Source organism: Bradyrhizobium sp. AUGA SZCCT0182, assembly GCF_018130185.1.
GTDB lineage: Bacteria > Pseudomonadota > Alphaproteobacteria > Rhizobiales > Xanthobacteraceae > Bradyrhizobium.
The window spans coordinates 124601-150809 of sequence record NZ_JAFCLY010000007.1; the positions used below are offsets into that span (position 1 = coordinate 124601).

A 26209-nucleotide genomic window follows, 5' to 3' on the forward strand; every position below is an offset into this window, starting at 1 on the left:
GCGCGGAGAAGCGAGACAAAATCATTAAGCCGGCTCGTTAGTATCATTCCATTTTTTCATTGCGCAAGTTTGTCCCTCGACCCTAGGAGAACTGTCGTTGTCCCAGCCCAAGACCTACTTTTTCGGGCCTATTTTGCAGGCGTTGGAGAACGCGTTTCGCCAAATCGAAACGAAAGTTCCGCAACCCGTGCGAGGTCGCGACGGTCGCTTTCGGTATGCGGAGCAATCAATACGCCAGGCAATTGTGCAAAAGCTAGCGCGATTGATTAGCGGTTTGCATTCGGTCGAAGCGCTCCTCGAACGCGGCTTGTTTCAGGAACAAGGAATTATGCAGCGGGGCCTCGACGAGATAGAAGAGGATATTTGGTTTCTGGCCCTTGCTGTAATCAATAGCGATATCACGGACCGCCATATGGAGTACCTTCGGTATTTTTATGCAGAAGAATTTTCGGACCAGAATGATGTTGTCGGCTCACGTTTGAGCCGAGGAATGGTTAAGCGCGACAAAATTCGCGCCTACGTACACGGCAGCTCATTGTCTGGCGCGGAGCTAGAAAGAGCGAAAGATGTAGGCAGAACTATATCCAAAGCATATTCGGGGTATGTTCACGCCGCCTCTCCGCACATTATGGACATGTACTTTCCAGAAGGGTTCGACGTCAGTGGCACCTGGAAGCACCATAGATATCCGTCACACAAGCGCGATGCCCGCAATGTTTACTATCGAGCAATCACCGCGATGGCGGTTTCCGCGAAAGCGTTCGATGATGAAACGCTGTTTGCTTCAATGCGTCTATTTGCTTCAAAGGTCGAATCTGAAATGCGCTCGTAGCTGAAATGCATTTTATGGGTCGTTAAGAGTATCCGACCGCGCAATCCAGAGGAGTTTGCGCTGTAGCATCCACATGGACCGGGAAGACGACATATGGCGCCAGAGTTTTTGGCTTGCAGGATAATCGGACACGATTCTCAACCCTCAAAATTGGACTGTACTCCTGGTTGAGATATTGAAGAAGATTGCAAATGATGGAAAAGAACGTTTGGCAACTTTCAAGGCATGCCAAACAAAGGATTTGAGCGCCGCGCCATTGTCCTAACGCGACAAGAGATGGAAGGCCATAAGCACTACCCTTAGCGTGGAGACAGAGGGGTTTGAGAGCGGAATTGCTTACATCGAAATGGAGTTAAGGACCGTGGGGTGGATTAGTTAACCGGAGGCGTGCCGCCATTTTGTCTTCGGTTCGGACGGCGGATTACACTGTCGCTAAACCGCCCTACGCTCTAACAAGAGCGACCCATTGGGAGACGCGACCATGATCTCACGGCGCTTCTTCATCGCGGCCGGCGCGGCCACACTCACCGGCGCCCGATCCGCACTGGCGCAATCGACCTATCCCGATCACACCATGCGCATTCTCGTCGGCTATCCGGCCGGCGGCGGCGTCGATCTTGTGGCACGGCTCGTCGCCGATCCGATGCGGGAGGTGTTGGGGCAGCCCGTGATCGTCGAGAACCGCGCCGGCGCGGCCGCCATGATCGCGGCCCAGGCCGTCGCCAAGGCGGGCAATGACGGCCACACGCTGCTGATGGCGGCTTCGGGCGAGATCGCGGTCAACAAACATCTCTACAAGGAGAAAATGACCTATCAGCCCGAGACCGAGCTGGCGCCGATCGCGCTCGTCGGGATAGTGCCCTGTGTGGTCGTCGTGGCCGACGCGTCGCCGGTGCGGACGCCGGCGGACCTGATCGCTTTCGCCAAGGCCAACAAGGGCAAACTGAGCTATTCGTCCTCGGGCGTCGGAAATCCCCAGCATCTGGCCGGCGAGCTGATGAACAAGATGGCCGGCACCGATGTTCAGCACGTGCCCTATCGCGGCTCCGCGCCGGCGGTAACCGACGTCGCGGTCGGCGCCGTCACCATGAGCTTCTCCAGTCTTGCCGCCGCGCTGCCGCTGATCCAGGCCGGCAAGATCCGCGCGGTCGCCGTCACCTCGCGCGAGCGCATGCCGCAACTGCCCGATGTCGCGCCGCTCAGCGACGCTCCGGGACTGGCCGGCTACGAACTCCTCAACTGGTTTGCGATGTTCGCACCCGCCAGCTCGTCACCGCCGATCCTCGCCCGTCTCGCCGAGGTGATGCCGCAGATCATGCAGCGGGCCGACATCAAGGAGAAACTGGCGATCCAGGGCATCGTGTCCCGCAGCATGACCGATGCCGAGCTGCGCGCCTTCGTCCGTTCGGAATCGGACAAATTCGCAGGGATCATCCAGGAAGCCAACATCACGCTCGGCAATTGAGGCGGGACGCGGATATTCCAGTGGTTTGAAGCTCCCCGCCCCTAGCTGCGGCCCGAGCGGCATGCTTTGGTCCGCGCGAATTTCTTTGTTTTGGGTTGCGCGGCTGGGTATCCTCTGGGGCATGTCAATTACGGCGAAAACGCATTTTCCCTGGCTGATTGCCCTGTTCGGCGTGTCGTTGATGACGTTGCCCGGGATGACATCGGCCGCCGTGGCCGAAGGCACCATGAAGGGGGCGGACTTTGTCCGGGTCGTCCCTGATCAAATGCATCAGCTGGAGGTCGCGAAGGTTGAGACGTTTGCGTTTCGCCCGCAAAGATCGGCGATCGGCCAGATCGGATATAATGAAGATGCCTCCACGATCGTCCTGACGCCGTTCTCCGGCCGCGTTATCCGTCTGGTTGCCAAGCTCGGCGATCGGGTCAAACAGGGCGATCCGCTGCTGGAAATCGATAGCCCCGAGCAACTGGTCCCGCAGAACGACTTCATCGCCGCCCAGGCCGCCAGACGCAAGGCAGGCTCCCAGCACAATCTGGCGCAGATCCTCGAAAAGCGCGTTCGCGATCTCCATGAAGGCAAGGCTGCGCCGTCCAAGGACCTGCAGCAGGCCGAGGCGCAGCTTGCCGCCGCCGAACACGACCTGCGATCGGCGGACACGGCGTTCGAAGCCGCCCGCGTCCGCCTGCGGATTTTGGGCCGTACCGATGCGGAAATTTCCAAGCTCGAGCAGGATGGCATGCTGAGCCGCGTGACCACGATCACCGCGCCGATCGATGGTACCGTCGTCTCGCGCAAGGTCGGGCCGGGGCAATATGTCAAAGCCGATTCCGGCGAGGCCCTGTACACGATCGCCGACCTCTCGACGGTGTGGCTGAAGGCCCAGATCTTCGAGCAGGATATCGCGCAGGTGCGGATCGGCCAGGAGATCGAGGCCAGGGTTTCCGCCGTGCCGAACCGGGTGTTCAAGGCCCGCATCAACGCCATCAACTCGACGTCGGACCTGACGACGCGCCGGGTCGTGGTCCGGTCCGAGATCGAGAATGCGGATCATGCGCTCAAATCCGAGATGTTCGCGATGTTCAGGATCAGCATCGGCGAAACATCGAGGAATCCTGCGGTGCCGACCGACGCTGTGATCCGCGAGGGCGACACGGCCACCGTCTGGGTCGAGACCGAACCGCTGCTGTTCAAGCGTCGTCCGGTCGAGATCGGAATCCAGCAGGACGGCCTGACGCAAATTCGCAGCGGCCTCGAGGCCGGAGAAAAAGTCCTCGCGCGCGGCGCGATCTTCGTCGACAACGAGTGGCGTCAATGATTCTGATAGCGTTTTCAAGCGAAGTGGATACCGGTTCGCGTCAAGAAAACGCGTCAAATAAAGAGTCCGGGGCCACGGATGCTGCGTAGTCTGATTGCGTTTTGCCTGTCGCGGCGGCTGCTGGTGATGGTCGCGTTCGCGGCCTTTCTCGGTCTCGGCTACGTCACTTTCCTGATGCTGAACATCGAGGCCTATCCCGACCCGGCGCCGCCGATCGTCGAGATCATCGCCCAGCAGGCGGGCCAGTCGCCGGAGGAAGTCGAGCGCTACATCACGATCCCGATCGAGATCGCGGTCGCCTCTACGCCGGGGCTGAAGTTCATTCGCTCCAATACCGTCTACGGGCTCGGTTTCGTCCGCCTGCAGTTCGAATACGGCCGCGACTATCATTTCGTGCGCCAGCAGACCCTCAACCGGCTGAAGGATGCGGTGCTGCCGGCCGGCGTGCTGCCGGTGATCTCGCCTGCCGGCGGCATCAGCGAGATCTTCCGCTACGAGCTGGTCGGCCCGCCGGGCATGGACGTGATGAAGCTCAAGGCGCTGCAGGACTGGGTGGTCGAACGCAAGCTGCGCATCGTGCCCGGGGTCGCCGACGTCGCCGTGCTCGGCGGAAAGACCAAGGAATTCCAGGCCGAGATCAACCTCGACCGCATGATGGCCTACGGGCTGACGCTGCCGCAGATCATGACCGCGATCTCGGGCAGCAATTCCAATGTCGGCGGCCGCACCATCTCGATCGGCGAACAGTCGGTCAATGTCCGCAGCATCGGCGTCATCTCGTCGATGGACGACATCGGCAATATCGTGCTGACCCAGCAGGGCGGCGTCCCGGTGCTGGTATCCGACGTCGCCAAGGTCCAGATCGGGTTCGCGCCCCGGCTCGGTCTCGCCGGCCGCGACGACAAGACCGACGTCGTGACCGGCATCGTGCTGATGCAGAAGCTCGAACGCACCATGGACGTGGTCAAGCGCGTGCGCGCGGCGGTGGAGCGGATCAACACCGACGGATCGCTGCCGTCAGGCGTCAAGATCGTGCCGTTCTATGACCGCGGCGATCTCGTTGCGATCACGGTGCAGACCGTGCTGCATAATCTCTTGTTCGGGATCGCGCTGATCTTCCTCATCCAGTGGGTGTTTCTCGGAGATCTGCGTTGCGCTGTCATCGTCGCGGCGAACATTCCGGTGGCGCTGTTCCTGGCTGTCATGATCACGGTGATGCGGGGCGAGTCCGCCAATTTGTTGTCGGTCGGCGCCATCGACCTCGGCATCATCGTCGACGGCACCGTGATCATGGTGGAGAACATCTTCCGCCATATCGCCCACCACACGCCGGGGGTGGCCCCGGATCGGCGGGCGCGACTCAGCGACAAGCTGCACCGGATCCTGACCGGCGCCATCGAGGTCGACAAGGCGATCTTCTTTTCGGTGATCATCACGATCGCGGCCTTCCTGCCGCTGTTCACGATGCAGGGCGTCGAAGGCCAGATCTTCGGGCCGATGGCGCGCACCTATGCGTATGCGCTGCTCGGCGCCGTCATTGCCACCTTCACCGTGACGCCGGTACTGGCCTCGATCCTGCTGCCGGCCCACGTAAGGGAAGTCGAAACCTTCGTGGTCCGTCATATACGCACCGTTTACCAGGCCATTCTGGTGCCCGCGGTCCGCAACTATCGCCGATCAGCTGTCATCGCCGCGGTGTTTCTCGCGCTGTGCCTCAGCTTGAGTTTCCGATTAGGCACCGAATTCCTGCCCAAGCTGGAAGAAGGCAATCTCTGGATCCGCGCCGTGATGCCGCCGACCATCACGCTCGAAGCGGGGATGGAAACGGTGACCAAGATCCGCGCCATCATATCGAGCTATCCGCCGGTCCAGACCGTGTTTTCCGAACAGGGCCGCGGCGAGGAAGGCACCGACCCTGATGGATCGTTCCTCGCGGAGTTCTTTGTTCCGCTCAAGCCGGCCGACACCTGGCCGGCGGGGCTGACCAAGGAACAGATGGTCAAGCAGATGAGCGAGAAGCTCAACCGCGAATTCGTCGGCATCGATTTCAACTTCTCGCAGTACATCCAGGACAATATCGAGGAAGCCGTCTCCGGCGTGAAGGGCGAGAACTCGATCAAGATCTTCGGCAAGGACCTCAATGAGCTGGAGCGGCTGTCCAAATCGGTGAAGACCGAACTCTCTGGCGTGCGCGGCGTCGCCGATCCCGCCAGTTTCAATCTGCTCGGCCAGCCCAATCTGGTCGTCCAGATCGATCGCGCCAAGGCCGCGCGCTACGGCTTCTCGATCAGCGACATCAATGCCGTGGTCCAGGCCGCGATCGGCGGCCAGGAAGTTTCCAAGGTCTATGAAGGCGAGATGATCTTCGCGCTGACGGTGCGTCTGGCGCCCGAATTCCGCAGGGACGTCGATGCCATCCGCGCGATCCCGGTGGCGCTGCCGAACTCGGATCCGAAGACGCCAACCGCCTATATCCGGTTAGGGGATCTCGGCGAGGTCAAGCTCGTCAGCGGTGCAGCCTATATCTACCGCGAGAACAGCCAGCGCTTCATCCCGCTGAAATACAGCGTTCGCGACCGCGATCTCGGCTCGACCGTGGTCGAGGCGCAGGACCGTGTCGGAAAGAAAGTACCGCTTCCGCAGGGCTACTCGATGGAATGGTCCGGCGAATACGGCGCGCTGGTCGATGCCAAGAAGCGGCTGGCGCTGATCGTGCCATTGAGCCTGCTGTTGATCCTGATGCTGCTGTACAGCCTGTTCAATTCGATTCGCGACAGTCTGCTGGCGCTGTCGGGCATCCCCTTTGCGGTGGCCGGCGGCATTTTGGGACTTTACATCGGCGGCCTGAATTTCAGCGTCTCGGCCGCGGTCGGATTCATCTCGCTGTTCGGCGTCTCCGCGATGGATGGCATTCTGTTGATGTCCTACATCCGGCGCGAAATCGATGAAGGCATGGGAACGGAGGACGCGATCATCAGCGCCGCCGAAACAAGGATGCGGCAGATCTTCATGACCGGGCTGTCGGCCTCTATCGGCCTGGTCCCGGCGGCGTTCTCGACCGGGATCGGTTCGCAGGTTCAGCAGCCGCTGGCTTGCGTCATCGTCGGCGGAATGCTGCTGTCCCCGATCTGCAGCCTGCTGGTGATTCCGGTGCTGGCAAGGCTGTGGATGCCGACGATACAGGAAACCGGGTTGGCGCATGAAGCGGCGCCCCATTAAGACGCCGCGCGTAAGGAAATAGACCGCATGACTTTGCCGATGAACTGGAACGAATGGGCGCAGCACGACGGCGTGGCGTTGGCGGAGCGCGTGCGGAAGGGCGAACTGACGGCACAGGAATTGGCAAGCCAGGCAGCCGCAGCCATCGCAAAAGTCGATCCGGCGCTGTCTGCCGTGGTCGAATTGTTTGAAGACGCGATCGACGATCCCGCCAAGGCCGGCGCCAATCTCGCGGGACCCTTCGCCGGCCTGCCCTTCCTGATGAAGGATCTCGGCCCGACCATGCAGGGGCGCCTGCAGGAAATGGGATCGCTGCTGATGCGCGGCAATCGCGCCACATCAGATACGTTCCTGACATCGAAGATGCGCCAGGCCGGACTCAATTTGATCGGACGGACCACGACGCCGGAGTTCGGCGTTTGCAGTTCGGCGGACAATCCCGCCGTCTACGTCACGCGCAACCCCTGGAATACCGACTACACCACCTGCGGATCGTCGGCCGGCAGCGCCGCGATGGTCGCGGCGGGCGCGGTGCCGATCGCGCATGCCACCGACGGCGGCGGTTCGATCCGCATCCCGGCCGGCGTCAACGGCAACATCGGTCTGAAGGTTTCACGCGGCGTGTTCTCGCTGGCGCCGCACCTTTCCGATTTATCGGGGCTGGTGTCGATCCAGGGCTGCCAGTCGCGCACGGTGCGCGATACCGCCGCCTTCGTCGATGCCTGCCGCGGTCCCGCGCCCGGCGAATTGATGCCGTTCTGGACGGCGCCGGAGCCCTATCAGGACATGATCAAGCGCGATCCGGGGCGACTCAAAATCGCGCTCTCGCACCAATGGGGCGACTACCAGGCGACACCGCAGATCGCGTCGGAGCTTAAAAAAGCCGGACAATTCCTCGAAGGCCTCGGCCATCACGTCGATTACGCGTTGCCGGCGATCGACTACCCCGCCGCCTTTGAAGCCCAGACCACCTGCTACATCAGCAATTTTGCGGTGGTCATCAGCAACATGCTCGCCGCCCGCGGGCTCGAAAAGCCGCCGGCGGATCTGATCGAACCGGTCAACATCCGGATCTGGGAAGCCGGCCGGCACACGACCTTCGCCGAGCGGGCGCGCATGCAGGCGGTCTTCAACACGACCTCGCGCGGCTTCGGCGCATTCTTCGAGGAGTGGGACATCATCCTGACGCCGATCACCGCGCTGCCGACGCCGAAGGTCGGCACCACGGAATATCTGACCATCTCCGACAATCCGTCGGTGCTGGACTGGTTCGGCAATCTGTGGCGCAACTTCGCGTTCACGCCGCTCGCCAATCTGTGCGGGATTCCCGCAATCTCGCTGCCGATGGCGCAACATGAGCATGGCCTGCCGCTCGGCATTCAGGCCCAGGCCAGGCAGGCCAATGACGGGCTGCTGCTGCAGCTGGCGGCGCAGATCGAGCGGGCGCTTGGCGGCCAATGGAACTCGGGACGGAAGCCCGGGGTGCATGCGACGAACGGCTGAGCCGTCTTTGGCTCATCGATCAATATGGTCTAGAACGTCCGTATGTCCGAAGCATCAAAAGTCGACACGCCGCTGCCGTTTGACGAGCTGGCTGACGCCATCAAGAGCCACCGCTCCGTCTATGGGCACATCAGCGGACTTCAGCTCGACCGCGCTGCCCCCGGCGAGGCCTGGTCGAGCCTGCCCTACCGCCCCGTCTTCGTCGGCGACACCGGGACCGGCGTGCTCCATGGCGGCGTTGTCACCGCGATGCTCGACGAGAGCTGCGGCATGGCGGTCCAGCTCGCGCTCGACGGGACGCGCGCGATCGCAACCCTCGATCTGCGCATCGACTATTTGAAGCCGGCAACGCCCGGCCTCGACATCCGGGCGCATGCGATCTGCTACCGCGTCACCCGCTCGATCGCCTTCGTGCGCGCAACGGCCTATCAGGAGACCGAGGACGATCCGGTCGCCACCGCAACGGCCTGCTTCATGGTCGGCGCCAACCGCACCAACATGCTCAAGGGCCGATCGAGGGAGGATCTCGCGCTGCCGACGCTTGAAGCGCCGGAAGATCCGACCGGCCCGTTCGCCCAAAGCCCGTTCGCGCGCTGCCTCGGCATCCGCGTCAGCGAGGACGGCACGCTGGTGATGCCGTTCTCACAGAAGATCATCGGCAACCCGATCCTGCCCGCGATCCATGGCGGCATGACCGGCGCCTTCCTCGAAACCACCGCCATCGTCGGCGTGACGCGCGAACTCGGCGTGTCGCTGCCGAAGCCGATCGGACTGACGATCAATTATTTGCGCTCCGGCCGCGCGCTGGACAGCTACGCCAACGTCTCGATCGTCAAGCAGGGCCGGCGCGTCGTCGCCTTCGAGGCGCAGGCCTGGCAGGACGACCGGACCAAACCGATCGCCTCGGCGTTCGGGCATTTCATGCTGAGGCAGGCGCCGGGCGCGGACGAGGAATAGGCGTATCCAGGCGTTAAGCTTACGATCCAAGCAGTCATCGACAAGCGGCTACCGCCGGGCTTAAATCTGTCAGGTGCTGACCGCGGCCACACGGGCATTAACGGGATGTTGATGCTCTCGCTGTTGTCTCGCCATGGTTGATGGTGGAACATTGGCGCATAGAGCGCACTGATTTTTGAGGGAACGGTATTGCTGGATCCAAAATGGGATGAGCGATTTATGCTCCTGGCGCATCATCTGGCCACCTGGAGTATCGAGAAAGGGCGGCGCGTCGGCGCCGTGATCGTCGGGCCGGATCATGAAATCCGCTCGACCGGCTTCAACGGGCTGCCGCGCGGTGTTCGCGATGATCTCGAGGAGCGTCATTCGCGCATCACCGGCGCCAAATATATCTGGAGCTGCCACGCCGAACAGAATGCGATCTTCAATGCGGCCCGCATTGGCGTCGCGCTCAAGGGCTGCACCATCTACGTTCCCTGGTTTCCCTGCGTCGAGTGCACCAAGGCCATCATCCAATGCGGCATCACGGCGCTCGTCGCCTACGCACCCGACCGGCCCAACTCGAACTGGGCCGAGGATTTCTCCATCTCCGGCCAGATGCTGAACGAAGCCAACATCGAAGTTCGGTTGATTCCCCGGCTCGCCGAACTACCCGACGCCACCGAAGAGTGAGGCTCCCGCCTCAATCGTGTGGCGCGTCACCAATCCTTGTAGGTCGGCTCGGTGCACCCGCCGCAAACCCAGGGAAAGGTCCAATCCGCAATCCGTCTGGCGCTGTCGGGAAGATATCTGCTCCAGACCGACGCCTTGATCGGGCTGATTGACCGCCAGACCACGTCATAGCTTCCGGAAGCCTCGAGCTTGCCGATCATGGCCGGCTTGGAGAGAAGATGATTGGTGTTCATCACAACCTCAAAACCGCTCGGCGCCCTTACGCGCTGGCCGTACATCGCTTGCCGGACCGCGCTGACGTCGGCGGTGCCGGCCTGGCTGACGGCCTGCGCCCACATCCGAAAGCCGATCAAGGTCGCCTCCATCGCATCGTTTGTGGTCTTGTCCCGCTGCTCGTTGAAATCCGCCCACATCTTGATGAACGCGTCATTTTCCGCCGACTTGACGGACTGGAAGTAGTTCCGCGCCGCCATGTGCCCGGCGAACTTGCCGAGGTCCACGCTGCGCAGCTCACGTTCGCTGACGGAGAGCGCCATGAACGGCATTTTGCTGACGTCGATCTGTTGCTTGACCAACTCGGCGTACAAATGAACGTTTGAGTCCCCGGTGACGGTCGAGATCACCGCGGTCTTTTTTTCTGATGCGGCGAACGACTTCACGCGTTCGACGATCTCCCGCCAGTCGGACTGGGTCGGCGCTCCATAGATCGTCGTAATGTCCTCCAGAGACACGCCCTCGGCCGCAAGATAGGCGCTCAAAATCTGGTTGGTCTTGCGCGGATAAAGATAATCGGTCCCGAGCAGAACCCATCGGCGAACGTCGCCGCCTTCCTTGCTCATCAGGTACCGAACAGCGGGAATGGCCTGCTGGTTCGGTGCTGCGCCCAGATAAAAGATGTTACGGGAGCTCTCTTCACCTTCGTATTGAATGGGATAGTAAAGCAGCCCGTTCATCTGCTCGAAGATGGGAAGAGCCGCCTTTCGCGCAAGAGAGGTCCAGCCGCCGAATACCACCGCGACCTTGTCCCTGGTCAGCAACTCGCCGGCTTTTTCCGCAAAGGCATCCCAGTCCGATTGGGGGTCGGCGACAACAGGCTCCAGTTTCTTTCCGAGCAGCCCTCCCTTCTTGTTCTGGTCCGCAATGAGCATCAGCACGGTGTCCTTCAGGACGGACTCGCTGATTGCCATGGTGCCGGACAGCGAGTGCAGAATGCCGACCTTGATCGTGTCTTCGGCGGCGTGAACAGCCGACGCAGTGAAGCCCAGCCAGAGCGTGAGCAGCGTCGACAATATCCTGCAAGGGATCGGCGTCCGCTTCATGTCGATGCTCCCAGCAGTTCAAAAATGCGGGTTTCCCTGGTCATGCCCTTGGCAACCACGGCATCAAGAGCCCTGAACTTGAAGAGATCCCCAACCCGCCGGAACACATCCTCACTGACCAGGACCGTCGTCCCGGTTTGCTTGTTCAGACCCTCGAGACGGGCCGCCAGATTAACGGTGTTGCCCAGTGCCGTGTAATTCATGCGCTCGGTCGATCCGACATTGCCGACCACGGCCTCGCCGACATGAATGCCGAACCTTGTAATGAACGGCTGCAATCCGCCGGCCTCGAATTCGGCGTTAAGGCGTTCACCGGCAGCCCTGGCTGCCAGCACCGCCCGGCAAGCGCGCGCCACATGGTCGGGTTGCGGATTGGGTGCATTCCAGAACACCATCACGGCGTCGCCGATGAACTTGTCGACCGTGCCCCCTTCGGCGAGGAACGCCTCTGTCATCACGGAGAAGTACCGCGACGTCTGCCGCATCAGGACGTCAGGATCGGCCGACTCCGCAATGGTGGTAAACCCCTGGACGTCGGTAAACACCAGCGTGATGTCCTGCTTTACGCCGCCGAGTTCGGTTGAGATGGAATTATCGATCAACCCGCGAACGATCTCCTTGGGAACGAAATGCGCGAACGACCATATCGCCCGCTGCGCGAGATTCATGTTGCTGCCCAGCGCGTGGATCTCCCTGATGTAGGACGTCACCGGCACGAGTTCGGGTTCAGCCAGTGTCTGCAATTGGCGCGCCTGCGCGGTAATGCGCTGGATGGCCCGGGACATCTGGCTGCCGAACATCCAGACGACCGGAATGAAGCCCGCGCCGACCAGGATCGCGAGAACCAACCCATTGAACTGGAGCTCGCGGACGTTCTGGACGAAGTCATCCTGGGCCGCCAGCAGCAATATGTTGCCGCTGTAGCGTTCGCCGAGCGCGAACTTCGTCACCCTGAAGAGAAAGCCTTTCCCTGTTTCGTCCTCGATGTTTCCTTCGTAATTGTCCTTGTTGTACGCACCGCGTATCACCGAGGCCACGATTCCCTTGTTGATCTCGTCGATGCTGGGCAATGACGATCGGGCCGGGTGCGTCATCGCGCTCGTCACCAGATCTGAAAACTGGGGGTGGGCGATGATCGATCCCGCCTGGTCGAAGATCATCACCGTGCCGTGCTGTCCCGCCCGCTGCGCCTGGACGAATTCGCTGAACGTATCGAGCTTGAGATCGGCGGCGATCACGCCCGGCACCTTGCCGCGCAGTGGCGCGCTGACGGTGATGACCGGGGCGCCAATACTGAACGAGAGATAGGGTTCTGAAACATACGGCCGGTCCGCCTGCATCGTCGCCCAGTACCAGGAACGTTTACGGGTGTCGTAGCCGTATTTCCACAGATCGATTTCATCGATCTCGTTGCCTTGCTTGTCCTGGAAGATCCGCCGCAGCGGCAGTTGACCTCCAGCGGTCGGACGAATGAGACTGATTGCGATGTCTGCGTTGGAGGGCGCGCGCAGGCGTTCGCGCTGCTCTTCGGTAAGGTCGCTGATGCGCCGCACCTGCAGCCAGGCGCCGTTCTCGAAGCCGGCATAGATGCTGTCCATCTGCGGCAATTCCTGCAGCGCGGCCTTGAACAGCGGAATGGCGCGGCCGGTCTCGCTTCGTTCATCGGAGTCGGCCACGCTTGAACTGGTAGCCAGCACATTGACCAGCGATGAAATCGCGGACAGCTCGCCTCGAAGACGTCCAAGCACTTTGGTGCTGGTTGCGTCCATGTAGGCAGACGCGGCTTCGTGGGTGGCGAAGCGCAGCGACCGGAGCTGAATGGCGATCAGCAGCGCGGTCAACGCGACGATAAACGCCATGACCACAAACGTGATGGAGGTCCGGAATGTGAACATCTGCGTTCCGACTCCCAGGCCACCGCGGATCGTACCCAGCAAGCGTTGCGGCGCAAAAGGCTTTCGCACATGGCCGATGCAACCGGCGCCTGTCGCCACCTTGCGTGTGGCATCATCATCCATGGCAACGCTGTTGTCTATTGCATGGGTCTATTGCGCGGCAGTCTACCCCAAATAGGGCATGGTATGCGGCTTCCGTACGACCGCTCCGGCCAGGGGTTCAAACGCCGGCGATGATGCCGCCGCCTTCGGAGAGTAAGCGTTTAAGGCAAATACCACTGTACGAAATTATCGTAATTTCCGCGCGGCTCGGCTACGTCGCCCCTTCGTCGGGAATATTCAGGACCACACCACACGCCTTGCAGTGCACGGCATCGCTGTCGTGGCGCTGCAGGCCGCAGGAGGGGCAGGGAAAACGCACCTTGCTCGGGGACAGCAGCGCGCGGGCGAGATTGAAGAACAGCGTCACGCCGAAGATCATGATCACGACCGTAATCATGCGGCCGACCGTTCCGCGCAGGGTGATGTCGCCAAAGCCGGTCGTCGTCAGCGCCGTGACGGTGAAATACAGCGCGTCGGCATAATTCGTGATCTGCTCGTTGCGAAATTTCTGGGTCTCGTAGACGATCGCGGTCATCACGAAAATGAAGACCGCAAGGTTGGTGACGGCAAAGATCACTTCCTCGTTGCGCCGGAAAAACGTGCTGTCGCCGCGCAGCCGGGTCAGCATCTGAACCTCGCGGAGCAGCCGCAAGGTGCGCAGGATGCGCAGAAAGCCGCCCGCTTCTCCCGCCAGCGGGGCCAGGAATGAGGCGATCGCGATCAGATCGGTCCAGGTCGAAATGCGGGTAAATGCCCGCAACCGGCGCCGGTTGATAAACAGGCGCGCCGCGAAGTCGGCCAGGATCACCGCGCCGAACAGGACGTCGAGCGTTTCGACGATCTCGCTTGGGGGCAGGAACGACGTTACGACGATGAACAGCACCGTGACGATGTCGAACGCCAGCAGGGCGTAGCGAAAACGGACGCCGAGCGGCGTGTCGCTTTCGTAAAGCTGCCGGATATTGCTTTTCAGCGCGCCGAGGTTCATGGCGGCATGTTCACAGGTTTACCCGCATCATGGCAAGCCATGCAGGGCGCCGCGCCGAGGCATCACGCGGTGGCCGCCCGGGCGCGCATTTCGTCGCTGGGCCTGACGTCCTGCGAGCGGCTGTAGATCGCAACGGCCGACATCAGCACCACGGTGAGCACGCCGAACAAGGCGCGGTAGGCGGTCTCGGAGCGGGTGCCATCGGCGAGAGGCTCGAACCCGCCGACGATGATGCCCGACAATGTCTGCATGCAGGCGACGCCCAGCATCACGGCGGTGTTGATGGTCGCAATGCCGCGCCCGATCAGCCGGTCCGGGAAGATGCCGCGGCCGTGGGTCATTACCATGGTGCTGGAGGCGCTGAAGAAACCGATGGCGACGATGGCGCCGACGGGCACCCAGACGGGCGGGTGGGACGCGAGCGCCAGCGTCGCAAGCATGGATATGGTCACCATGGTGCCGCCGATGGCGATCCATTTGCGGGTGTCGAGCACGCGGTCCAGGGGGCCGAAGGCGACGATGCCAAGCTGGTAGGTGATCACGGCGGCCAGCAGCACGTTGCCGGCCTCGATCGGGCTCATGCCATACACCTCGCGCAGGAACGAACCGCCCCACAGGCCCTGAACGGTGAAGGTGCAGGCATAGTTGCAGAAATTCATCGCCAGGATCGGCCTCAGGCGCGGATTGCCCAGCACCTCGATCAGGCCCTGCAGCATCTGGCGTGGCGGCTCCGGGGTGCGGTCGAGAAACGGGTGGCCGGCCGGCGCGTCGCGCACCACCAGCCACACGGCGATGGTGGCGAGTGCGATGAAGACGACGACGACGCCGAACACGGCGCGCCAGCCGACGGCCTGCGATGCCCATGCCAGCGGCGTGGTGGCGAAGAGATTGCCGAGCAGTCCGATCGACAGCACCATGGCGGTGAGCGTGGAAAAACGATCCGGTGGAAACCAGCGCGAGATCACCACCATGCTGCCGATCAGCATGACGCCGAAGCCGGCGCCCATCAGAACGCGGCCGGTGAGCAGCACCGGCCAGGTCGGCGCCAGCGTGAAGATCGCAGCGCCTGTCGTGGCGAGGATCAGCATACAAGCCACGGTGCGCCGGGGTCCGAAATGGTCGAACAGAAGGCCGCAGGGGATCTGCATCGCGGCGAAGCCGAAAAAGAACGCGCCTGTCAGCGCGCCCAAGGCTTCCGGTCCGATGGCGAGGTCGCGCATCAGGTCGAGGCCGATGGTGACGTTGGCGGCGCGGAAAAAATGGCTGGCGACATAGGCCGTGGCCAAGGTCGCGACGATGATCAGGCCCCGGCGGTGGGCAAAAGGGCGCCGCAACGCGGAGCTCATCGACTGGGGGGTATCCCTCTTGTTGTTTGTTGCCTGGCAGGCGTTTCCAATCACCGAGCCTATGCGGCCTTGGCAGGCAGTTCAAGGTTGGGTCTGACGGTTGGCCGTTTTCCAGGGGCTGCGCGAGGCGATGAATCGAACCTCTCTGCTGCAGTGCATGATTCCGTTTGCAGGCCAATCGAGCATTCGATGAAGATTGTTGCGGCGCGCCAGGCTTGCGGTGAAACAAGGCCACCCATAAGAACGTGGATCGACATCGCTGGAGGGAGGCAATCTGGTGGTTAAGCTCTCACATCGTCGCAATGTCATGAATGCCGTGATCACCTTTGCATCTGCGATCGCCTTCGCAGTCCCGCTGGTGGCAAGCGCGGTCGTGCATGCCGCTGAGTTTCCAGCGCGCAGCATCACGCTCATTGTCCCCTACCCGGCCGGTGGCGGCGTCGACGCCATGGCACGCGTGGTGGCGCAAAAACTGTCCGATGCGTTCCGCCAGACCGTGACCGTCGACAACCGCGGCGGCGGCGGAGGAACCATCGGCACCCGCGCCGTGGCGCGCGCCGCGCCTGATGGCTACACGCTGCTGCTGGGCCACACCGGCACCCTCTCGATCAACCCCAGCCTCTACACCAAGCTCGGTATGGACCCACGCAAGGATTTTGCGCCGATCGGTCTCGTCGCATCGATGCCGGTGGCCCTGCTCGCGCATCCGTCGTTTTCCGCCAAGACGGTTGCTGATGTGATAGCGCTCGCCAAGAAGGAGCCGGGCAAACTCAATATCGGCACTTCGCCGGTCGGCACCGGCGGCTACATGTGCGCGGAACTGTTCAAGGCCGAAGCCGGTATCGATGCCGCTATCATTCCCTACAAGGGCACGGCGCCCGTGATGAACGACCTGCTCGGCGGCCATGTGCCGGTGGCGTTCGGCGTGCTGCCGCCGGCGCTCGGCAATATCGCGGCCGGCCAGTTGCGCGCCATCGCCGTCACCAGCAAGCAGCGGTTCTCGCTGTTGCCTGACGTGCCGACTTTCGACGAATCTGGCATGCCCGGCTTCGAAGCCGTGCTGCATTACGGGCTGCTGGCGCCGTCAGGCACGCCGCCGGAGATCGTCGAAATCCTCAGCGCCGAGCTGCGCAAACTCGGCAGCGATCCGGAGGTGCAAAAACGCATCCGGATCGAAGGCGGCGATCCCCTGGCCTCGACACCTGCCGAATACGCCGACGACATCGACAAGGAAGAGAAGAAGTGGAGCAAGCTCGTGCATCAGCTCGGGCTGAAGGTGGAATAGCGCCGGCTACTGCTCCCTCGCCCCGCGCTTGCGGGGAGAGGGTCGGGGTGAGGGGCTCTCTCCGCGAACGCTGATGCAAATTGATAGACCTGTACCCCCTCACCCGGATCGCACATCAAATATTCGGATTCCACATCACCGGAATCTCCCGGTAGCCGCTGCCGTGTTTCTCGACATGCGCGAGCGACGGGAACGGGTAATGAAAACCCTGCACCCGCATCCTGTCGGCCACCAGCATGTCGTAAACCTTGCGGCGGGTCGCTTCCGCCATCGCCGGGTCCTGATCGTAAAAGACGTGCCAGTCGGGATGACGGACGAACAGGAACGGGACGTGGGTGACATCGGATTGCACGTAGACGGAATCCGAGCCGGAAGCGATCACGAACGAGCTATGGCCGGGCGAGTGCCCAGGCGTACCCTGCGGGGTGACGCCGGGAATCACTTCCTTGCCCCCCTCATAGGTTCTCACACGCTTCAGAGCCTCCGGCGTGAACACCCGCCGCGCATTCTTGAAGACGCCCTCGATACGGCCTTTGGGGGCGCGACTCATTTCGCCGTCATCCATCCAGTACTGGTGCTCCCTGGCGGGCACGAGGATCTCGGCATTCGGATAGGTCAGTGAATTGTCGTCCATCAGGAGGCCGTTCATGTGGTCGCCGTGATAGTGCGAGATGATCACGACATCGACGGCATTGCGGTCGATGCCCGCGGCGGCGAGATTGGTCACGAACTGGCCGGCGGTGCCGTTGCTTTTCTTGTAATTGCTCTCGCCGGTGCCGGTATCGATGATCGCCAGCTTCGATCCGGTGTTGATGGCGATCGGGTTGTACGGCGTGGTCATCATGTCCTTTTCCATGAAGACCTCGGCGAGCGCGGCGTTCACCGCATCCTTCTTGATGTTGGTGACGTGATCCTCCGCCATCTTGAAGCGGTTGACGCCATCGGTCGCCACCGTCACCTCGATGCTGCCGATCTTGTAGCGGTACCAGCCGGCGGTCTGCTTGCCCGCTGGCGGCGTCGCGGCGCGAACTGGCTGATTGAACGGCAGGCTCGTGGCCGCTGCCGCGCCTGCGGCAGCCGACATCAGATCGCGGCGCGTGAAAGCCGTCATTGGCGTCTCCCCTCAATTATTTATCCCGGGATTTGGCTCCCGAATTGGCGTGAATACTCCTGATTTTTGGGACCTTCCGCAAGCCGAAGCCAGACCGAATCTTCGGAGCCGGCCGGTTCGGGAGCTACCCGGCCCCGCATTTCCTCGCCCGCCCCCCGCCTGTCACCTGGGGAACAGCGCGCCGGCGCGGCAGCAGGCATTGTCCTCCTCACCGGACAGCGGACGCGATGGTCGCGCCGCCCGGAGCAAAGGGAGATACTGCGATGAATACCAGGATCAGGAATGCCGATACCCTCGACACGCGCGCGCTTTCCGACCACGAACTCGAAGCCGTCACCGGCGGCAAGGCCACCTATTACCAAATGGGAGGCCATTGGTACATTGTCGGTCACAACAAGTACGGCCAGTCGACCGGCGCGGTTCGCGTGACTTGATGGACTCTGCCGGACCTGCAAAGCAAACCGGCAATGCAAAGGGCGGCCGCAAGGTCGCCCTTTCTTCGTTTCGGATCACTGCGACGGATCGCACGATCTCAGTCGTTGGCGCCGTGGATGGAGGCAACGACCGCGGCCGTGACCTCGTCGGTCCTGGCCTTGCCGCCGAGGTCCGGCGTGTGAAAGCGGGGATCGGCCGTGACACGCTCGATCGCCTGCATCAACCGCGTCGCGGCTGCCGGCTCGCCGAGGTGCTCCAGCATCATCACCGATGACCAGAACGTCCCGACGGGATTGGCGATGCCTTTGCCGATGATGTCGAAGGCCGAGCCATGTATAGGCTCGAACATCGAGGGATAGGTCCGCTCCGGATTGAGGTTGGCGGTCGGCGCGATGCCCAGTGAGCCGGCGAGCGCGGCAGCGAGATCCGACAGCACGTCGGCGTGCAAATTGGTGGCCACCACGGTATCGATGGTCTCGGGCTTCATGACCATGCGCATGGTCATCGCATCGACCAGCATCTTGTCCCAGGTCACGTCCTTGAACTCGGCCGCGATCTCGGTCGCGATCTCGTCCCACATCACCATGGCATGGCGCTGGGCGTTGGATTTGGTCACGACGGTGAGCAGCTTGCGCGGCCGCGACTGTGCAAGCTTGAAGGCGAAGCGCATGATGCGCTCGACCCCGGGGCGGGTCAGGATCGAGACGTCGGTTGCGACTTCGAGCGGCAAGCCCTTGTGGACGCGGCCACCGACGCCGGCATATTCGCCTTCCGAGTTTTCGCGGACGATCACCCAGTCGAGCTCCTTGCCGTGCACGTTGCGCAGCGGGCTGGTGATGCCGGGCAGGATCCGCGTCGGGCGGACGTTGGCGTATTGATCGAACGGCTGGCAGATGGCGAGCCGCAGACCCCACAGCGTGATGTGATCAGGCACGTCGGGCGCGCCGGCCGAGCCGAACAGGATCGCGTCGTGGTTCCTGATCTGGTCGCGGCCATCCTCCGGCATCATGATGCCGTGCTTCTTGTAGTATTCAGACCCCCAGTCAAAATGATCGACCTTGAATTTGAAGTTGCCGTCGCGCTGGGCCAGCGCGTGCAGCACCTCGACACCCGCGGCAATGACTTCGGTGCCGATCCCGTCGCCCGGGATGGCGGCTATGGCGTACGTCTTCATCGATTGGTCTCCGGATTGCGAATGTCGTTGTTCAGCCATGGGTGACCGGCCGCTTGCGACGGCGGGTTCAATTTCGAGCTCAGTTTCCCTTGGCGCCTGCTGCCTTGATCACGGCGCCCCAGCGCGGCACTTCGGCTGTCAGATGCGCCTTGAGCGCCGCCGGCGTCGCCAGCTCCGCCTGGACCGGCTCGGTGCCGAGATTGGCAAACCGCTCGATCACCTTGGGGTCCTTCAGCGCGGCCTGAAGGGCTGTGACCAGCTTGTCGGTCGCTTCTTTGGGCAATCCCTTCGGGGCCCACATCGCATGCCAGGCCGAGACCTCAAATCCCTTGACGGCGCCGCCGTCGAGCGTCGGCAGGTCAGGCAATGACGAGACTTTGGCTTTGGTCGTGACGGCAAAGCCCTTGATCTTGCCTTCCTTGATCTGGTTGGTGGTGTTGGTGGTCTGGTCGCACATCACGTCGAACTGGCCGCTGAGCAGGTCGTTCATGGCCGGCCCGGTGCCGCGATACGGAATCCCGTTCATCTGCACGCCGAGCTCCTTCATCAGCATCAGCATGCAAAGATGCGAGGCGGAGCCGATGCCGGCATGTCCGTAGACGGCCTTGTCGCCGCTTGCGCGAATCCACGCCACGTACTCGGTCACATTGTTGGCCGCAAGAGTCGGCTTCGACACCAGGGTCATCGGCACGTCGGTGATGCGGCCGAGGTGGTCGAAATCGTCGACGACATCATATTTGAGGGAGTCGTAGAGCGCGGGCGCGGTGGCATGCGCGATGTGCCAGATCGCGAGCGTGTAGCCGTCGGCGGCCGACTTCGACACGCGCGCCATGCCGAGCGTGCCACCGGCGCCGCCGACATTTTCGACCAGGATGGTCTGGCCGAGGCTTCGGCCCATCGATTCCGCGATCAGGCGGGCCACGGTGTCGGTCGGCCCTCCGGCCGCCGCCGGAACGATGATGGTGACCGGTTTTGTCGGAAAGGCGGTCTGCGCGAAGGCCGTGGCTGGCGCCCATAGCGACGCGGCCGCGAGGGCGCCGGAAAGGATCGTACGACGATTGAACCGCATTGGGTCGCTCCCTGCAGAATTCGTTGATTGGCTGATTTCAGCGCTTCCGGACAAGCTACGGCTAAAGGCCACGCGCCTTCAATCGGCATACGATTATACAAATATTTGATATAATCTGCCGGAGGAGGACGAAATATGGAACTGCACCAGCTTCGCTGCTTCGTGGCGGCGGCCGAGGAATTGCATTTTGGGCGCGCGGCCCAACGGCTGGAAATGCTCCCCTCCGCGCTCGGGCGTTACATCCGGCTGCTCGAAGACGATCTCGGCACCCGGCTGATGACGCGAACGACGCGCAGCGTGACGCTGACCGACGATGGCGTCGTCCTGCTCAAGGAGGCCCGCAATCTGCTGGCGCAGGCGGACAATCTGGCGGTCAAATTCCAGGCGCGGGGTCGCAAGCAGGGCGCGATCATCCGCGTCGGCGCGATCGACAGCGCAGCGGCGGGACTGCTGCCGATGCTGCTTTCCGACTTTCGCGAACAGAGACCGGATGTCACGGTGAAATTGACGGAAGACAAGACGATCCGGCTGTTGCCGGCGCTGATCTCCGGCCGGCTCGACATCGCCCTGGTGCGCCCTCCGGAAAAGCCCGACAAGCGGCTCGAATTTCTGTTTCTCCTGCACGAGACGGCCGTCGTCGCGGTGCCGGATCATCATCGCCTCGCGTCGAGAAAACGGGTGACCGTCGCCGATCTTGCCGAACAGCCGCTGATCGTACCCGAGCGCCGGTCGCGCCCGCATAGCCACGATCTGACCATGAAACTGTTTGCTCAGGCTGGACTGCAGGCGCGAATCATCCAAATTGCCAATGAAAAGCAGACCATCGTGAACCTCGTCGCGGCCGAACTCGGCGTTGCCATCGTGCCACGATGGACATCGCGAATGGCGGCGCGTGGCGTTCAGTTTGTTCCGCTCGCGGGGTCAGACATGAACCGCTTGCCGCTCGCAGCCGCCTGGACCCGCGGCGCGCGCGATCTCATCAGGGACGAAATGCTGGAGATCCTCAAAGCTTCGCTTAAGCGCTATGCAAAGGACGCGTGAAGTCAGGACGGGTCACGGAACGAGTCGTGGGCTGAGTGATCTGGATCACAAACAAGCCGGGTCGGAGAAAGGCAAAGTCCCGTTCGTCGCAGCATCGTGCGGCGCCTAACCAAGGGAAGACAGCCATGACCGATTTCACTCCCGTCAAAACCGAAGCATTGACATCAGATGAACTCGACCGCGTTGCGGGTGGCATCATCATCGTGAGCGGATTGCAGCGCCAGTTTACCTCCAGGCTGGACTGGGTCGCGCTCAATCCGCAGCCGCTGCCGCCGAAGGTTTTCTTCTCATTCGGCCGCTGATCGCGGCCGTTGCCTCCGGCATTGCGAACTCGCGTGGCTAGTTCGTATTGAGCCGGAACCGCAGCGTCCTGGTGCCGATGAACGATATCGCATCGCCCTGCCGCTTCCAGGTCGCGGCATCGGTCAGTGCGGCAATCAGTTCGTCGTCAGCCTGGGCGCGATTGGGCGGACAATTGCGGTTCTCCATCGCGCCGGCGACGAAGATCACGGTGTTGCCCGCCACCGAAAACTGCCCCTTGCCGCCCTTGCACCAGAGTTCGAGCACCACTTCGCCGGCGTCGCCAATCTCGAGATTCGGTATCCGCTTGGAGCCAGGCTGAGGCGGGACATCCATGGTCATTTCCATTCCGAACGGAAAGCCGTTGTCGGCCTGGGCTTGACCGGCATTGGGGACGGAAACCAGCAGCACCGAGGCAACGCCTGCGAGCTTCACCATGCGTGCGAATGAAACCATACAACCTCTCTCGAAAAATCCTCAACCCCGACATCGCGCCGTTCTATTGAACAAGTATGCCATTGGCTAGAGCCGTCCGGTTCAGACCGGCTTCTTGTCCTGCCTCAGCCAATGCGCAAAAATGCCGCACCGACGAAAAAATCCCCGCGGGCTGCGCCGCGGGAATTTCATTGATCGATCTGGGCCTTGCTTCGCAATCCGCTCAGTCGAATTTTGCCTGCGCCGTCTTTCCATCAGGACCGGTCAGTTGAACGACACCTTTTGGCTGAACCGGCAATGCGACGCTGGCGGTGCCGGAAAGCAGCGCGCTCCCGGCAGGCTGCAGCAGGATTCGCTGGGATTTGCCACCGACAACGAGGATGGCAATCGCCTTGAAGCCGGTTGCCGGGATCGATTTCTGGTTCTCGTCGCTGACGAACAGTTCGAGCTTGTCGGATTTCGAAACCAGTTCGACGTGATACGAACCGGCATGGGCGACCCACCCGCCATTCGTTCCCTTCTCGTCGTGCGCCGAGGCGCCAGTCGACCAAGCCAACATGGCCGCAACCATCAGAAATTTCGCATTCACCGTCATTCTCCGCATGTTGATGTCAAAAAGCTTCGGCGGCTGAATTTGCCGGGGCCGTTCCCGCCTTGCCGTCGGCACCTCGCCGCAGCCGCTCCAGAGGAGCTTCGCCATAGCGAAGGAAGAGAACGGGCGTCAGCAGCGTGTCGAGCAGGGTCGCGCTGAGGAGACCGCCGAAAATCGTCACGGCCACCGGATGGAGAATTTCCTTGCCGGGATTTGCCGCATCGATCAGCAGCGGCACCAGCGCCACGCCGGCCGCCATCGCCGTCATCAAGACCGGCGTCAGCCGCTCGACGCTGCCGCGAACCACGAGGTCGTGGCCGAACGGCATTCCTTCTTTCAGCGCCAGGTTGATGTAGTGGCTGATTTTCAGGATGCCGTTGCGAACCGCAATACCGGTCAGCGTGACAAATCCGACCATCGACGCAACCGAGAGCGGTTGGCCCGCCAGCCAGAGCGCCGCGACCGACCCGATCAGCGCCAGCGGGACGTTGCCCATGATGATGAAGGCGAGCACGGTCGAGCGGTAGCGGCTGTAGAGAATGGCAAACACCAGCAACAGCGACAGCAGCGAGAGTACGCCGATGGTCCGGCTTGCTTCCTCCTGAGCCTGGAACGTTCCCTCCAGCCGAACGTAGAAGCCTTCGGGAAGCCTGGTCGACGCGGTCACCTTCCGGATCGCCTCGATGATGTCGGTCATGTCGGCCGTCCCGTCGGCGTTCGCCAGCACCACCACACGACGGCGACCGTTCTCGCGCAAGATCTGGTTGGGGCCTTCGGTCTCCTTGACGTCGGCGATCTGCCGGGCGGGGATCCATCCGGCCGGCGTTTCGATCAAGAGGTCGCCCAGGGTTTGCGTGGTGCGAAGCCGATCCGGCAGCCGCATCGTGACGTCGAACCGGCGATAGCCGTCCACCACCCGTGAAATAACGCGGCCGTTCGAGAGCCGGCTGAGCTGCTGGATCACGGCGGCCGGCTGCACGCCATAGAGCGCGGCACGGCCATAATCGACGCGGATTTCCAGCTGCGGAATCAGCACCTGCTTTTCGACCTGCAGGTCCGTGAGACCCGGAATCTCCGCCAGCTTGCCGCGCAACATGTCAGCGGTCGCGCGCAGGCTGTTCAGATCGTCGCCGAACACTTTCAGCGCAATTTCGGCCCGAACGCCCGAAAGCAGATGGTCGAGCCGGTGCGAAATCGGCTGGCCTACGTTGATCGCAGCGGGAAGCACGGCGAGCCGGGCCCGGATATCCGCGACGATTTCGGTCTTTGGCCGTTTCGTTGGCTTGAGATTGACCTCGAGGTCCGACGAATGGACGCCTTCGGCATGCTCGTCGAGCTCCGCCCGCCCGGTTCGCCGGCCAACGGTCTTGACCTCGGGCACTTCAAGGATGAGGCGCTCGGCAATCAACCCGACGCGATGGGATTCGGCGAGCGAGATTCCCGGATTGAAGAGCATGTTGATCGTGAAGGTGCCCTCGTTGAAGGGCGGCAGGAATGCGCGGGGAAGATAGAATGCGGAAGCCGCCGCGATGACGACCGCCGCGAGTGCGGCAGCCATCAAGGCGCGCTGATGGTGGAAAACCCGTTCCAGCAAGGCCGCATTGGCGCGCTTGAGCATCGCTACCAGCGCGCTGTCGCCATGATCGAGGCGCTTGAGATGCGGAAGCATGTGATACGCCATCACCGGGGTCAGGGTGATGGAGACCGCAAGGCTGGCGAGAATCGAGATGATGTAGGCCTGACCAAGCGGCGCAAACAGCCGGCCTTCTATACCCGACAGCGCGAACAGCGGCACGAACACCAGAACGATGATCGCGGTCGCATAGACGATGCCGGAGCGCACTTCCTGGGATGCCGATACGACGACGTCGAACGCCGGGCGGGGATGCTCCAGGGCGCGATTTTCGCGCAAGCGCCGGAAGATGTTTTCGACGTCGACGACGGCGTCATCGACCAGCTCGCCGATGGCGATGGCGATGCCGCCAAGGGTCATCGTGTTGATCGACAGGCCGGCAAAATAGAACACGACCGCGGTCGTCAGGATCGACACCGGGATCGCAGCCAGCGAGATCGCCGTCGTCCGCCAGTTCATCAGGAACAGAAACAGCACGATGGCGACGACCGCGCCGGCCTCGAGCAGGACACGCTCGACATTGCCGATCGAGGTTTCGATGAAATTGGCCTGCCGGAAGATGATCTGGTCGGCCTTCATGCCTGTTGGCAGCGAGGCCGTGATTTCCTTCAGGGCCTGTTCGATCTCGCGCGTGAGCCGGATGGTATCGACGTTGGGCTGCTTCTCGACCGAGACGACGACGGCGGGCTTGCCCATATAGCCGGCGTCGCCGCGCTTGACCTTGGGTGCGAACTCGACGGTGGCGACCTGCTTCAGATAGACCGGCCCGCCATTGACCTGCGCCACCACCACGTTGCGAAGGTCGTCCAGATTGGTGGTCCGCCCGATGTTGCGGATCAGATATTCGCGGGCATGCTGATCGGTGAAGCCGCCGCCGGTATTGACGCCGAACTGATTGAGGGCGAGTTCGACCTGCTCGTAGGTGACGCCGAGGCTGCGCAGCGCCGGCGGATTGGGCGCGATCCGGTATTGCCGGACCTCGCCCCCCATCGGAATCACCTGCGCGACACCGGGGATCGTGAGCAGCCGCGGCCGCACCACGAAGTCCGCGGTCTCGCGGACTTCCATCGCCGAGGCCCGGTCGCTGGTCACCGCGACCAGCAGCACCTGGCCCATGATTGAGTTGATCGGTCCCAATTGCGGAACGGTATTGGGCGGCAACTGGGTCCGGATCAGATTGAGGCGCTCGCCGATCTGCTGCCGGTTACGATAGATATCGGTACCCCAGTCGAATTCGACATAGACGATCGAAAGGCCGATTCCGGAAACCGAGCGGACCCGCGTCACGCCGGGAACACCGTTCATTTGGGTCTCGATCGGAAAGCTGACGAGCTGTTCTACCTCGGGCGGCGCGAGCCCGTCCGACTCGGTCATGATCGTGACCGTCGGCTTGTTCAGGTCGGGAAACACGTCCACCGGCAGCCGGCCGGCGCTGAAGATGCCGAGCAACACCAGGGCCAGCGCGGCCGCCATGACCAGCAGGCTGTTGCGCAGCGACTGTGTGACGAGAAAGCGAAACAT

At 62.3% G+C, this 26209-nt stretch carries 21 protein-coding genes; 11 read left to right on the forward strand and 10 right to left on the reverse strand.

The genetic code is table 11. From position 1 onward, the window contains the following. Window positions 1-97 precede the first annotated feature (97 nt). The 7 genes from JQ611_RS10555 to JQ611_RS10585 all read left to right on the forward strand — a co-directional run bounded on the left by JQ611_RS10555 (window position 98) and on the right by JQ611_RS10585 (window position 9963). Entirely contained in the window at window positions 98-832 is a 735-nt protein-coding gene (locus JQ611_RS10555) for a hypothetical protein (RefSeq protein ID WP_212465393.1), read from the forward strand. Window positions 833-1313: 481 nt separating this feature from the next. After that, on the forward strand, window positions 1314-2297 hold the full coding sequence (locus JQ611_RS10560) for a tripartite tricarboxylate transporter substrate binding protein (protein ID WP_212465394.1): 984 nt from the start codon (window positions 1314-1316) through the stop codon (window positions 2295-2297). A 121-nt stretch (window positions 2298-2418) separates the two neighbouring features. Then, window positions 2419-3612 carry an efflux RND transporter periplasmic adaptor subunit gene (locus tag JQ611_RS10565; RefSeq protein ID WP_212465395.1) on the forward strand — a complete coding sequence of 398 codons (1194 nt, stop codon included), beginning with the start codon at window positions 2419-2421 and terminating at the stop codon, window positions 3610-3612. A gap of 78 nt (window positions 3613-3690) precedes the next feature. Next, the gene (locus tag JQ611_RS10570; protein WP_212465396.1) at window positions 3691-6831 is read left to right on the forward strand and encodes an efflux RND transporter permease subunit; all 3141 of its coding nucleotides are present in this window, start codon (window positions 3691-3693) and stop codon (window positions 6829-6831) included. A 27-nt stretch (window positions 6832-6858) separates the two neighbouring features. Continuing rightward, window positions 6859-8334 carry an amidase gene (locus JQ611_RS10575; RefSeq protein WP_212465397.1) on the forward strand — a complete coding sequence of 492 codons (1476 nt, stop codon included), beginning with the start codon at window positions 6859-6861 and terminating at the stop codon, window positions 8332-8334. A gap of 42 nt (window positions 8335-8376) precedes the next feature. Next, window positions 8377-9291 (forward strand): PaaI family thioesterase, encoded by a 915-nt coding sequence (locus JQ611_RS10580; protein ID WP_212262883.1) that lies wholly within the window; start codon window positions 8377-8379, stop codon window positions 9289-9291. Between the two features lie 189 nt (window positions 9292-9480). Next, window positions 9481-9963 carry a dCMP deaminase family protein gene (locus JQ611_RS10585; RefSeq protein ID WP_283813386.1) on the forward strand — a complete coding sequence of 161 codons (483 nt, stop codon included), beginning with the start codon at window positions 9481-9483 and terminating at the stop codon, window positions 9961-9963. Window positions 9964-9989: 26 nt separating this feature from the next. Here JQ611_RS10585 and JQ611_RS10590 read toward each other — a convergent pair whose 3' ends face one another. The 4 genes from JQ611_RS10590 to JQ611_RS10605 form a co-directional block, all read right to left on the reverse strand. Next, complete coding sequence (locus JQ611_RS10590; protein ID WP_212465398.1) at window positions 9990-11282, reverse strand: ABC transporter substrate-binding protein; 1293 nt, start codon at window positions 11280-11282, stop codon at window positions 9990-9992. Next, a complete protein-coding gene (locus JQ611_RS10595; RefSeq protein WP_212465399.1) occupies window positions 11279-13177 on the reverse strand; it encodes an adenylate/guanylate cyclase domain-containing protein in 1899 nt (632 codons plus the stop codon). The genes JQ611_RS10590 and JQ611_RS10595 overlap by 4 nt, the downstream gene beginning before the upstream one ends. Before the next feature lie 313 nt (window positions 13178-13490). Further along, window positions 13491-14267 carry a potassium channel family protein gene (locus JQ611_RS10600; RefSeq protein ID WP_212262886.1) on the reverse strand — a complete coding sequence of 259 codons (777 nt, stop codon included), beginning with the start codon at window positions 14265-14267 and terminating at the stop codon, window positions 13491-13493. A gap of 62 nt (window positions 14268-14329) precedes the next feature. Then, a complete protein-coding gene (locus JQ611_RS10605) occupies window positions 14330-15613 on the reverse strand; it encodes an MFS transporter (RefSeq protein WP_212465400.1) in 1284 nt (427 codons plus the stop codon). A 277-nt stretch (window positions 15614-15890) separates the two neighbouring features. On the opposite strand from JQ611_RS10605, the gene JQ611_RS10610 reads away from it, so the two are divergent. Beyond that, a complete protein-coding gene (locus JQ611_RS10610) occupies window positions 15891-16898 on the forward strand; it encodes a tripartite tricarboxylate transporter substrate binding protein (RefSeq protein ID WP_212465401.1) in 1008 nt (335 codons plus the stop codon). A gap of 115 nt (window positions 16899-17013) precedes the next feature. Here JQ611_RS10610 and JQ611_RS10615 read toward each other — a convergent pair whose 3' ends face one another. After that, window positions 17014-18009, reverse strand: coding sequence for an MBL fold metallo-hydrolase (locus JQ611_RS10615; protein WP_212465402.1), 996 nt, complete (start codon window positions 18007-18009; stop codon window positions 17014-17016). Between the two features lie 263 nt (window positions 18010-18272). Here JQ611_RS10615 and JQ611_RS10620 point away from each other — a divergent pair, with 263 nt between their 5' ends. Beyond that, window positions 18273-18443, forward strand: coding sequence for a hypothetical protein (locus JQ611_RS10620; protein WP_212465403.1), 171 nt, complete (start codon window positions 18273-18275; stop codon window positions 18441-18443). A gap of 98 nt (window positions 18444-18541) precedes the next feature. On the opposite strand, the gene JQ611_RS10625 is transcribed toward JQ611_RS10620, so the two are convergent. Beyond that, entirely contained in the window at window positions 18542-19618 is a 1077-nt protein-coding gene (locus JQ611_RS10625; RefSeq protein ID WP_212410897.1) for a tartrate dehydrogenase, read from the reverse strand. A 79-nt stretch (window positions 19619-19697) separates the two neighbouring features. Next, the gene (locus tag JQ611_RS10630) at window positions 19698-20687 is read right to left on the reverse strand and encodes a tripartite tricarboxylate transporter substrate-binding protein (protein ID WP_212465404.1); all 990 of its coding nucleotides are present in this window, start codon (window positions 20685-20687) and stop codon (window positions 19698-19700) included. A 135-nt stretch (window positions 20688-20822) separates the two neighbouring features. Here JQ611_RS10630 and JQ611_RS10635 point away from each other — a divergent pair, with 135 nt between their 5' ends. After that, a complete protein-coding gene (locus JQ611_RS10635) occupies window positions 20823-21728 on the forward strand; it encodes a LysR family transcriptional regulator (protein WP_212465405.1) in 906 nt (301 codons plus the stop codon). A 125-nt stretch (window positions 21729-21853) separates the two neighbouring features. Further along, window positions 21854-22030 (forward strand): hypothetical protein, encoded by a 177-nt coding sequence (locus tag JQ611_RS10640; protein ID WP_212465406.1) that lies wholly within the window; start codon window positions 21854-21856, stop codon window positions 22028-22030. 37 nt (window positions 22031-22067) lie between these two features. Here JQ611_RS10640 and JQ611_RS10645 read toward each other — a convergent pair whose 3' ends face one another. The 3 genes from JQ611_RS10645 to JQ611_RS10655 all read right to left on the reverse strand — a co-directional run bounded on the left by JQ611_RS10645 (window position 22068) and on the right by JQ611_RS10655 (window position 26209). After that, window positions 22068-22484 (reverse strand): META domain-containing protein, encoded by a 417-nt coding sequence (locus JQ611_RS10645; RefSeq protein WP_212262895.1) that lies wholly within the window; start codon window positions 22482-22484, stop codon window positions 22068-22070. 202 nt (window positions 22485-22686) lie between these two features. Then, window positions 22687-23052, reverse strand: coding sequence for a hypothetical protein (locus tag JQ611_RS10650; RefSeq protein WP_409411265.1), 366 nt, complete (start codon window positions 23050-23052; stop codon window positions 22687-22689). A 22-nt stretch (window positions 23053-23074) separates the two neighbouring features. Further along, a complete protein-coding gene (locus JQ611_RS10655) occupies window positions 23075-26209 on the reverse strand; it encodes an efflux RND transporter permease subunit (protein ID WP_212262896.1) in 3135 nt (1044 codons plus the stop codon).